This window comes from Vibrio zhugei (assembly GCF_003716875.1).
GTDB classification, from domain to species: Bacteria; Pseudomonadota; Gammaproteobacteria; order Enterobacterales; family Vibrionaceae; genus Vibrio; species Vibrio zhugei.
Genome location: NZ_CP033077.1, coordinates 634,758 through 646,041, shown reverse-complemented (window position 1 = coordinate 646,041; position 11,284 = coordinate 634,758). Strand labels below are relative to the sequence as shown.

Annotated in this window: 10 protein-coding genes; 6 read left to right on the top strand and 4 right to left on the bottom strand. The window is 48.7% G+C overall.

What is annotated here, in order from left to right:
• Positions 1–258: 258 nt before the first annotated feature.
• The 6 genes from EAE30_RS03055 (at position 259) to EAE30_RS03030 (ending at position 6,136) form a co-directional block, all read left to right on the top strand.
• Positions 259–786 (top strand): GNAT family N-acetyltransferase, encoded by a 528-nt coding sequence (locus EAE30_RS03055; RefSeq protein ID WP_123014997.1) that lies wholly within the window; start codon positions 259–261, stop codon positions 784–786.
• A gap of 535 nt (positions 787–1,321) precedes the next feature.
• Complete coding sequence (locus EAE30_RS03050; protein WP_123014607.1) at positions 1,322–2,470, top strand: ABC transporter substrate-binding protein; 1,149 nt, start codon at positions 1,322–1,324, stop codon at positions 2,468–2,470.
• A 9-nt stretch (positions 2,471–2,479) separates the two neighbouring features.
• Entirely contained in the window at positions 2,480–3,550 is a 1,071-nt protein-coding gene (locus EAE30_RS03045) for a FecCD family ABC transporter permease (protein ID WP_123014606.1), read from the top strand.
• Entirely contained in the window at positions 3,550–4,320 is a 771-nt protein-coding gene (locus EAE30_RS03040) for an ABC transporter ATP-binding protein (RefSeq protein ID WP_123014605.1), read from the top strand. The genes EAE30_RS03045 and EAE30_RS03040 overlap by 1 nt, the downstream gene beginning before the upstream one ends.
• Before the next feature lie 191 nt (positions 4,321–4,511).
• Positions 4,512–5,480, top strand: a complete 969-nt coding sequence (locus tag EAE30_RS03035) for an amidoligase family protein (protein WP_123014604.1) — start codon at positions 4,512–4,514, stop codon at positions 5,478–5,480.
• A complete protein-coding gene (locus EAE30_RS03030; protein ID WP_123014603.1) occupies positions 5,459–6,136 on the top strand; it encodes a gamma-glutamyl-gamma-aminobutyrate hydrolase family protein in 678 nt (225 codons plus the stop codon). Before EAE30_RS03035 ends, EAE30_RS03030 begins: the two co-directional genes overlap by 22 nt.
• Positions 6,137–6,266: 130 nt before the next feature.
• On the opposite strand, the gene EAE30_RS03025 is transcribed toward EAE30_RS03030, so the two are convergent.
• From EAE30_RS03025 to EAE30_RS03010, 4 genes are read right to left on the bottom strand one after another with little or no spacing between them, the layout of a single operon-like run.
• Positions 6,267–8,018: an ABC transporter permease subunit gene (locus tag EAE30_RS03025; RefSeq protein WP_123014602.1), complete on the bottom strand. Its 1,752-nt coding sequence runs from the start codon at positions 8,016–8,018 to the stop codon at positions 6,267–6,269.
• 24 nt (positions 8,019–8,042) lie between these two features.
• Positions 8,043–9,584: an ABC transporter substrate-binding protein gene (locus tag EAE30_RS03020; protein ID WP_123014601.1), complete on the bottom strand. Its 1,542-nt coding sequence runs from the start codon at positions 9,582–9,584 to the stop codon at positions 8,043–8,045.
• On the bottom strand, positions 9,584–10,408 hold the full coding sequence (locus tag EAE30_RS03015; RefSeq protein WP_123014600.1) for an ABC transporter ATP-binding protein: 825 nt from the start codon (positions 10,406–10,408) through the stop codon (positions 9,584–9,586). Before EAE30_RS03015 ends, EAE30_RS03020 begins: the two co-directional genes overlap by 1 nt.
• Positions 10,405–11,232 carry an ATP-binding cassette domain-containing protein gene (locus EAE30_RS03010; protein ID WP_123014599.1) on the bottom strand — a complete coding sequence of 276 codons (828 nt, stop codon included), beginning with the start codon at positions 11,230–11,232 and terminating at the stop codon, positions 10,405–10,407. The genes EAE30_RS03015 and EAE30_RS03010 overlap by 4 nt, the downstream gene beginning before the upstream one ends.
• Between the last annotated feature and the right edge of the window lie 52 nt (positions 11,233–11,284).

Below are 11,284 nucleotides of genomic sequence, written 5' to 3'. Positions count from 1 at the left end.
TAATGGAGAGTTATGGGTTTTTAGCTAACATGGATAAAAACGCTATTTATTAAAAATGACGTTAAATATCGACAATAAAATGTGGATGATGCGTTATTTGCTTTATCGAAAGGTGAGTTTTATCATCACCTATGTAGGTCCGTGGTTTCGTGAAAATATTGGCGGATGAGCGACAGGGACATCTATTTTATATTCATTCACTGTAGCGTCTGAGTAGCAACGCGGTTTCAAATGGTAGGAGTCAACATGGAAGTCACTTTGGAGAGTCAAAGACTAAAATTAGTCCCGCCATCATTAGCTTTTGTTGATGTGATGTATGATGTTATTAAACGGAATTGTGATAGTCTTTCTCAATTTTTACCTTGGGTTGCCTCCGATTTTTCGACATCGGATCTGGCCGCGAACATTGAACAAGCGGCGAAAAACTATGAGCAGTTTAGTGGCGAGTTTTTATTTAATCTCGTGGAAAAAGAGACCAACTGTTTTATTGGCGCGCTTGGTTTTATTGTTCGCGATGTGTCTGTTCCCTATATTGAACTTGGCTATTGGTTAGACCCTGAAAAAACAGTGTGTGGTTATATCAGTGAAGCAATTAAACGTATTGAACGCTATGCGTTTATTGAAAAAAAGGTAAAGCGCATTGAAATAAAAATGGCCGGTTCTAATACCAAGAGTCAAGCCGTAGCGGAGCGTTGTGGATATCTTTTTGAAGGCCAATTAGAAAATGCAAGACGTTTGCCATGTGGACAGATCGATAGTACTCGGATTTATGCCAAAACGGTGTAATAATACGACGCAATAGCGCTATCTATAATAAAATAATATGCGTTTATCCGATAATAATAGTGCCAGTAAATAATGGGTGAGCGAAAACAATGTGTATTAAATTGTTTTATCGAAAGCATGAATGTCAATACATGCATTGATATTGGCTGTTAACGGAACCCGTCATTGAGACGCTTACTGTATTCATGATTACCCTCATCATTGAATGGCTAAATGACGCCGTATTGATGATGGCCCCTCCTTCCCTTTTTCGCTCACCCTAGCTAAGCAACTGTCATCACAATCTTTCTTGTGCTTTGTGCTTATAGCGATCCAACCTATTGATTAAGCCGATATACATTCGCAATGTATAAGCTATGGTGATGGTATCTAATTATCTGTTTTTTATTGTCTTATTTGTCATTTCTTAGAAAAATACATTATTTTTAATGAGAGTGATTCCAAAGCTTGAATGAGAATAAGTTGCGTTTATAATGCTTGTTACTTTGACATTGGTCACGGTATTGACGGTTTGTTTTTTTAAGGAAGTTTGCCCATGCGCACTTTGATCACCTGCTTCGCTGTTTTGTTTTCCAGCTTTTTCTCCGTGGGCTCTTACGCCACGACCTACCCACTTTCTGTCACCGACATGGCGGGCCGTCATGTCACCATTGATGCCGAACCGCAACGTTTGGTACTGCAAGATGGCCGAGATGCCTTAATGTTAGCGGTCTTGGATAAAACCTCTCCGTTTGAACGTGTCGTTGCGTGGAATAATATCTTGAAACGCTCGGACTCAGGGCTTTGGGCTCGCATGGCACAACAGTGGCCAAAAGCAAGTCGTATTCTTGATATGAATTTTGGCGATAGCGGCGATTTAAACTTGGAAGAAGTGTTAACGCACCGTCCAGATTTACTGGTGGCTGAGCTGCGTTCAAAACCGGCCTTGGAGCAAGGCGGCGTTATCAAGACACTGAATAAGCTGTATATCCCTGTCCTGTTTGTCGACACTGCAGAGCAACCCATTCAACATGCGGCGGCCAGTGTGAAGTTATTAGGTAAGGTTCTTAATAAAGAGCAACATGGGCAAGCGTATTATGATTTTTATCATACGCACCTAAACAAAGTGGAGCAGGGAGTGAAAGCCGCGATAGCCAAACAAGGCGGTGAACGTGCCAATGTCTTTATTGAAGCTCATGCGGGGGTTAAAGGGGCCAATGATTGCTGCTTTACTCATCATAACTTTGGATGGGCTGATTTAGTTGAAGCCGCTGGCGGCAATAATTTAGGGTCACAACTGCTCAAGGGGCCCACAGGCGTCGTGGCGATGGAAAAGGTGTTGGCACTCAACCCAGATGTGTACGTGATGACCGGCAGTCAGTGGAGTGGGAAAAGCAAGTCGATCGCACTGCCGTTAGGGTATGATGTGAGGCCTGAGAATGTTCAAGAGGCCTTTACTCATCTGTTGTCTCGCCCAGGCTTTAAACAGATGAAAGCCTATAAAACGCACCGCATTTATGGCGTTTATCATCAGTTTTATAATCATCCTTACAACATTGTCGCGATTGAAGGACTGGCAAAAGATTTTTACCCAGAGCAGTTTAAAGATCTCGATCCAACGAAAACCTATCAAACGATTCTCGCTCGCTTCACGGGGATTCAGCGCGACGCGGATCTCACGCTATTTGCACACGCCAAGGAATAGTTCTTTTTTATGACTGATACTGCGTTAGAACTGGGCCAAGTGCCCAGTCATTTTGCTTACCAAAAGACCATTCGTCGCAAATCTTGGCTGTTGGTGACGTGTTTCGTATTAACGTTGCTTGCGGTGGCCGTGGATTTGTTATCCGGTTCTGGCACCTTGCCATGGTCACAAGCCTTTGAGGCCATTATTCACCCTGAACGTGTGTCACCGGTGGTGCATGTCGTGATGTGGGATTTGCGCATGCCAGTTACCATTACTGCGGTGCTATCAGGGGTGGGTTTAGCATTGGCAGGGTTATTGATGCAGACCGTATTGGATAACCCTTTAGCCGAGCCCTTTACATTAGGGATTTCGTCAGCGGCGGGGTTTGGTGCCGCATTAGTGATTGTGTTTCAAACCACCTTATTCAGTTTTCTGCCCGTTGATTATTTGCTGACCGCAAACGCCTTCGTATTTTCATTGGCGACGGTATTATTTATCGGTATTTTTTCGGCGCGCAAAGGCTTATCCGTTGAGATGATCGTGATGCTTGGCATCGCGGTGCATTTTGTGTTCTCTGCGCTGCTTGGATTAGCACAATACGTTGCCGATGTGGATCAATTGCAATCCTTGATCTTTTGGCTGATGGGATCGTTGCAAAAAAGTACGTGGACTCAAGTCGGCATTAACAGCGCTGTCATCGCGGTAATTGTTCCCGTGTTACTGTTGCTGTCTTGGCAAATTTCCGCGCTACGCGGGTTTGGTGAACAGGCGCAAGTTCTGGGTATTTCTGTTGCACGCTTGCGTATGCTGCTGTTGGTGTTCGCGGCGTTGCTGGCCAGTGCGATCACGGCAACCATTGGTGTGGTCGGTTTTATAGGGTTGGTGGCCCCGCATGTGGCTCGCATGTTGGTGGGGGAAGATCAGAGGTTTACGCAAATCATGACGATGGTGATTGGCGCGTTAATTATGACGGTCTCATCGATTATCAGTAAGGTATTAATCCCTGGAGTGATCCTCCCCATCGGCATGGTGACGTCATTATTGGGGGTTCCGTTTTTTGTGTGGTTAGTCTTCGGACGCAGTATGGGGAGACGTTAATGCTCAATGTCAATCAACTCGCGGTCAGTATTGGTCGTCATGAGATATTGAAACCCGTCAGCTTCGATTTGGCTGCGGGGCAGTCCTTGGCCTTGTTGGGGCGTAATGGCGCGGGGAAATCGACCTTAGTCAAAGGCTTGGCAGGATTGGTCAACGCCAGCGGTCTTGCCAAGATTGGCGGGCTGAGTTTGACCGAAATGACCGCCAAGGAGCGCAGTAAACAGATTGGTTACGTGGCACAGGATTTTTCATCAACCAGTGTTCGCCTGTGCGTGTTTGAACTGCTGTTACTGGCTCAAAATAGTCAAAACATGAATTTTCGAGCGTCTCCGGAAAGTTTGGTGTTGGCGCAAGAGATGCTTGAGCGGCTAAACTTAACGCATTTGAGTGAGCGGATGCTCAGTGAAATGTCCGGTGGGCAGCGTCAGATGGTGGCCTTGGCTCTGGCACTCATCCATCAACCGAAACTACTCCTACTGGACGAGCCTACCTCAGCATTGGATTTAGCCAATCAACTTCAATTGTTGCAGGTAGTTCGTGATTACACCAAAGAGCATAACATTGTTACCATCATGGTATTACATGACTTAAATCTGGCGCATCGATTTGCCGATCGCACTATGATTTTAGAGTCAGGGCGTATTGCGGCAGAGGGCGAAACCCACCAAGTACTGACGCCGCAGCAGATTGCCCAAAGTTATGGTATTCACTGTGAGGTGTTTACCGGATCTGATGGGTATCGCAGCATTCATCCTTTAGCCTCGTTGTAACTGATTGCTTCTCTTCGCGGTCGTAAATTGGGTTGCGTTGACAGGGAGTGCACTGACTTGTTCTACAATAAATACACAGCAAAGGCCTCGTGCGAGGATTTGCTGTTTATTTTTCATTGATTTTTATGATATCAATGAAAGAGAGATAGACGATATTTATTCAATTCATTCAAAAAAGTGCGGAGGTAATCATGGCTTTTAATGCTCCTCCTATAAAAACGACGGATTCTGACGACGTGCGTAACGTCGGCTTTGAAATCGAATTTACGGGGCTCACCTTAAGTAACGTAACGTCTATTCTACAAGATGTGTTCGGGGGAACGCTCGAACAAAAATCGGAAGTGGAATATGAATTGAATACCTCAGAGTATGGCAAATTCACCGTTGAACTTGATTGGGAGTTTCTCAAAAACGCCGCGTTAGAAGCGAAAGTCAAAGATCAAGGACATAAGCGGGTGGAGTTTCTGCATCAAGTGGCCTTATCGGTCGTGCCGCTCGAAATTATCTTCCCCCCGTTTCCATTAGATAAGCTCGGCAAGCTGGACGATATTATTTCAGCATTGCGTGAGGCTGGCGCAAAAGGGACCGATGATTCGGTGGTGGCCGCCTTCGGCGTCCATATTAATCCTGAAGTTCCTTCCAAAGAGGTGACCACCTTGCAGGCCTATCTGCGTGCCTTTGGGCTATTGCAATGGTGGCTGAACCAAGCGCATGAGGTCAATATTGCGCGAAAAATGAGCCCTTACATAAAATTATACACTGAAGACTATGTTGAGCTGTTGCTGGAAAAAGACTACGAGACGCTTGATGCGTTAATGGACGATTACCTTGCGCATAACCCAAGCCGGAATCGCGCCTTAGATATGTTGCCTTTATTCGCAAGCATTCATGAAGCGAAAGTGAAAAATGCGGTGGCAGACACCAAGGTGAATGCTCGGCCGACGTTCCATTACCGTTTGCCCAATTGTTTAATCGAGCATCAAGATTGGAGTTTTGCATCGTCTTGGAATCTATGGAATTTCGTTGAGATACTCGCCGCTGATGCCGACAGCTTGGACTTTTTATCGCGCCGATTTAAAGCGATGTCGATGCCGGTAATTGGAGTCAAACGCAGTGATTGGATTAAGGAAGTGAACCAATGGATAGAAAGCCTCGGATAGGCGTTACAGGGAGCGATCGTCGTTGGTCACCATCATGGTGGTGTACTAAGTTAGCGTTAACGCTTGCAGGGGCACAACCTGAGCGTATCAGTGTTGCACACCCTTGGTCTGGTTACCCGTTTGATGCGCTCATTATTGGCGGTGGTGATGACATTGACCCTGAGCATTATGGGGAAACCTTCGGTGAGCGTGATAAATTTGACCCAGAAAGAGACAAGCTGGAAATTCAATGGATTGAATGGGCGCTACAAAAAAATGTGCCGATTCTCGGTATCTGCCGTGGCTCGCAACTGATCAATGTCGTGAAAGGCGGCAATCTGTACGAAGACATTTCGTCTTTGCGTGAACGGACCTACAACCGTCCCGGGCTGTTGCCAACCAAGCAGGTGTTTGTTGATCGCCAATCGACGCTGTTTACGCTGTGTGGAAAAGCGAAGCTTCGTGTTAATAGTTTACACCATCAAGCCATTAAAGACGTTGGCAATGGATTGCGTGTCGTGGGGCGGGATTTGGATAGTTTTGTGCAAGCGGTTGAAAGTACCGATGACAAAGCCGTCTACGGCGTGCAGTGGCATCCTGAATATCTGTTTTATCTACCCAGCCAATTTGCACTGTTTCGTTGGTTAGTGCGCACGGGACGGCAACACGCGGCATGATGTCGTGCTTTCATTGCCCAGCGCTCTAAATTGATAGTCAACGTCACTCCGAGCCGTCACTCCAAGCCATAGACGCGAGCGAGCCGATGTTTGGCTAAGCAAGCGTGCATATGGCCGGATGACGGAGCGGTCAGCGGCGTGGTTGCCCCCACAGACTGGCGGCACTGACTGCAAAAATCGATAGAATGATGAGCGAGGCGGCGGGCGCAAGTACCACCCAGAAACTGCGTTCAATATACGGCATGCCTTCGGCTAAAATGCGTCCCCATTCTGGGCTGGGCGGCATCGCGCCCAGTCCAAGAAATCCTAACGAAGCAAGTGCTAGCGCCATTCCCGGAACGCGCAACATGGCGTGGCGTAGTAAGGGTTTGAAAATTGCAGGCAAAACATAGCACCATTGACGTCTCACTGGGCCGACGCCGATCAGCGGGAGCATTTGAATGTACGAACGGGCTTTGACTTCCTCATTTAGCGCGGCGGCATGAGCCGCCAGAGGCGCCCAACTGACTGAGAGTACAGCAATACTTGCCCCGACAATTCCCGGCCCCGAGATCGCGACAACCAGCAACCCCGTAATCACTGGCGGCAGGGCATTGGCCATTTCAATCGGTCCGGCCATTAAGCGTGGACATTGCCCAACAATGAATCCCATGACAAGACACAGCAAAGCAATCGTCAATGCCACCGCACAGGTATAAAAACTTCCGTGGGCGATGCGTGCCAATATATCTCGGCCCATTGCATCGGCACCAAAAGGTAAGGACCAAGATGGCGTGGCAAGGCGCATGTATTGGATGGCAAAGGGATCCCTACTGATACCGAACACAATTAGGGTGCCTAGCAGGAATAAACAGACCCAAGGTAATGCGCGCGATTTACCGTGTTGAGTGGTGACCGAGTCTTTGACGGGCGGGAGCGCACCGATACGTAGGGCTCTTCCTAATAAGAGGTGTCGTAATAGATTGACGGTGATGCCGGTTAAAAACGCTACTGCGAGAATCAGTAGAATGCCAAATTGCAGCGTCGGCATGTCTTTGGCGATCGCCGCTCCTAAGGTCGCGCGTCCTAACCCTGGAATCGCAAACACTTTTTCGACGGCAATGGCCGCGCCAGTCAAGGACACTAACACCAAGCCTATCAAAGGCAGAACGGTAGCGATCGCCCGTCTTAATACGGCTATTGTGATGTGCCAGCGATGAACACCCGCCACACTCCATGTTGCGATCCAAGGTTCGCTAAACACTTGAGCGATGGTATCAGACAGTAAACGCCCTAAATAACCGCCTGCAGGAATGGCCAAAGAGAGGGCTGGCAGAACGGCGTAGGTTGGGTTTTTCCAACCAAAAGGGGGAAACCATTGTAACCAAACCGCACCAATCAACAGCAGTAACGAGGCCAAAAGAAACTCGGGTAACGCGGTAAAAATGACAGCAATGATACCTTGGCTGCGTGATGCTTGTCCTTGTAATCCCCGTTTGATGGTGGGAAGCGTAATCACGAAGGCAATCAGCAACGCGCCCGATAGAGCAAATCCCATCAAGGTCAATGAGACACTGGCGGCGTTGAGCATGCCATCAATAATGGGACGACCGGACACCCAAGATACACCCGCGTCACCCTGCATTATCCCGTGCAGCCAATTCATCATCAATGCGATGGGCCCTTGATCGAGCCCTAATGAATCACGAATGGCTTGTAAGGCTTCTGCACTCGGGTTTTGCTCAGCAGAGCGAGCCCGTAAGAGCGCCAGAGCGGGATCGTGCCCAGAAAGCCAGGGGAGCAAGGCGACCAGAATGACCACGCCTGCAAGGGTGAGCAGGCGGGAAAAAGTCGACAGTAAAAAAGAGGCGTGTAGCCATGGTGACACTGACAAACGGTTCATAGAATAAGGCTATCTCAAATCACGTTAAGGTTTGATGGTACTTTCTTGAGCAATGTGGGTATGGGCGTCAATCAGAGTTCGTTCGCGAGGATCACGCAGTGCGTCTCGTACTCTGAGAGACTCGCCTTGAATCACGCGCTCATGCAACATAGGAATCGCCGCATCGCTTGCAAGAATCAGTTGTTCTGCAGCCATAATGGCTTTTTGTCGTTGTGGTCCAGCGGGCAGTAGACTTGCTTTGCGTAATGCCTCATCAATTTTGGGTTGGCACAGTTGAGCAATATTAAACGACCCATCACAAGAAAAGTCACTGTACATGTAGGCGACAGGGTCACCGGAGTCTAATACCGTTGCGCGCGATAGAATGAACACATCAAACTTTCCCGCTAACGCATCGGACTCTATTTGTGAATACTCACGCACGTCTTGTTTGACATGGAATCCGGCTTTCGTTAATTGCTGAGCGATGTATACCGCCACCTCCGGTAATTCGGTTCGGTCAGTAAAGGTGCCAAGGGTGATCGTTTGTCCTTTGGGGGTTCCTGCTTGTGTTGGGTTGGCAATCGGCTGACGCAATTTGGCGGCCCAAGGAAGGGCGGGGCCGAGCAATCCTTTCGCAATATCGGCGCGTTGTTCATACACATTGTTAACGATGACGTCGCGATGAATCGCTTCACGCACCGCCGCCCGCATCGCGGGATCTTTCATCACGCCATGTTGCGTATTGAGGTATAAGGTATTGGTACGCGGCATCGGAACTTCATGAACCAGAGCAGGATCCAGTAAGGGCGCTTGGGAGACAGGAATGGCTTCAACAATATCACCGGTATCGGTACGTAACGATGCGGCACGCGCGACACCATCAGGCACAAAGCTGACATCAATGCCCGGCGCTTGTGCAGGTTCACCCCAGTAATGATCATAGCGCTCTAAGGTGGCGCCACTCGTTCCATTGACCGCCGTCAACACAAATGGCCCTGTCCCGGCTTTAATTGGGTTAATCACCCCCTTTTCGCCATAAGCACGTGCGGCCAATATCGTCAACTGCGGACTAGTGAGTCGCTGTGCGAGCAGTGGATCGGCGATATTACTGGTGACGAGTACCGCGTGTTCACCATCCGCTTCAATGGTGATGTCCACTCCATCAAGAATTCTTGGCTTCGGCGATGCAAGGGAGGCGGTAGTGAGCGCATTCACCACACTTTTTGCGTTAAATGGCGTGCCATCATGAAAGGTGACGTTACGACGCAGTTCAAAACGCCACTGTTTTGGTGTCACTTGTTCCCATTGCGTGGCGAGTGCTGGTTGCAGTTGCCCGTCTTTATCTAATACGGTAAGCGTTTCTCCCGTGCTCCAACGCGATAGCTTAAAGGCATCGTCACTTAACGGGGATAACCCAGAGCGCGGCGGCAAAAGCATGACTAAACGAAGGCGATCATTATGATGAGCGTGCTCTGCCTGAGTGGATGTGGTCTGCTCTTGTGATTGATCAAAGCAGCCCGTGAGAGTGGCAGTTAAAAGCAACAGGCCGCTTAATGACCCCATCTTGGAATGTGAGAATTTCATCAGTAAACATGTCCTTGTAAAGAATGAGAGGATAAAGAGTGTGCATGGTTTAGGTGCTGGATATGGCAGGGCATGCAGGGGACCGCGGCCAATAACGCTTGTGTGTACGGGTGTTGGGGCGCATGCAAGACTGCATTGGTATCGCGATCTTCAACAATGACACCTTGATTCATCACCAAGAGTCGATCGCACAGTCCTGCCACCATCGATATATCGTGTGTGACGACCATTAACCCCATTTGCTGGCGTTGACAAATGTCGGTAAGTAAGGCCTTCATTTGCTCACGCAAAGGAAGGTCCAACCCGCTGGTGGGCTCGTCAGCGAGTAGAAATTGTGGTTTGACCATCAGTGCTCGAGCGAGAGCAATACGTTGTGCCTGCCCACCGGATAATTCGCCAATAGTTTGCTTTAAAACCTGAGCAGACAATTGCACCTGTTCGACGGCACGACGTAATTCATCAGCGCTCGCCAAGGAGCGTGTTAAACGCTTTTTCGGCTCCATTAAGGCTTGCTCCACCGTTTGATTAGGGGGCAGCGAGTGATGGGGATCTTGAGGAATATACTGCACTTGCTGTCGGTACCAATTTAACGATTGCCAAAAATGCGCCTGAATAGGGCGATCTTGACAATGTAGGGTACCTTGATGAGGCCGATATAAGCCTAACATCAGTTTTAACAGCGTCGATTTACCACTGCCGGAGGCACCGACCAATCCGACTCGCTCAGTACCATGAAGGGTAAGCGACAGATTATCGATAATCGGTGTCGCATGCGGCGCAAATGTCACCTGTGATAAACGAAGATAGGGGAGAGACTGAGTCATGCTGCCCGCCCCTTGTGAGTGTAGGGAGCAAGATGCGAGTCAGCAGTTTGTACGGCCGCCACTAAACGCTTGGTATAGGCGTGCTGTGGGTTAAGTAGCACCTCTTCCATGCGCCCCTGTTCGACGACTTGACCGTCATACAGCACAATGGCACGTTGGCATAACTGGGCGGCGACATGAATATCATGGGTGATAAAGAGTAAAGACAGTGAGGCGCTGTGTAAGTGCTCACTGTGATGACATGCTTGGTCACTGGTGCATTGTTTCAGCAGATCGATGACTTGTTGTTGATTCAGAACATCCAGTGCGGTGGTCGGCTCGTCAGCCACTAAGAGGTTGGCACCACTCAGTAAGGCAAAGGCAATACACAGCCTTTGACGTTGGCCACCGGATAATTCACCGGGTAAACGTGACAACAATTGCTCACTATCAGGAATGCCCATCTGGGTAAGCAGTGACGATAACTGATGGTATGAGCGGACATGAGTGCTCAACGAGAGCTGCTTTCCAACACTCATGAGTGGATTCAGAGCGCCGAAGGAGTCTTGGAAAATGGTGGCGATTCGCCCCGCTGCGGGACGTTGTAAAATGGGTTGATGAGTCACGTCGTGATCATTGATCATCACTTGTCCAGAAACGCGAGTATTTGGCGGCAGGGTGCCACTCAATGCGCGTGCAGTCAGAGATTTTCCGGATCCGGATGCCCCGAGTAAACAAACGCGCTCACCTTGATGGAGTTGAAAACTGATGGCCTTGACCAATTCGGTCGAGCCAATAGAAAGAGATAAATTGTCCACACTTAAAAGACAAGAGGGCGATAGCATATCGGTCACAGTTGATGATGAATGATTATTTGCAGATGTTATAACATAACAG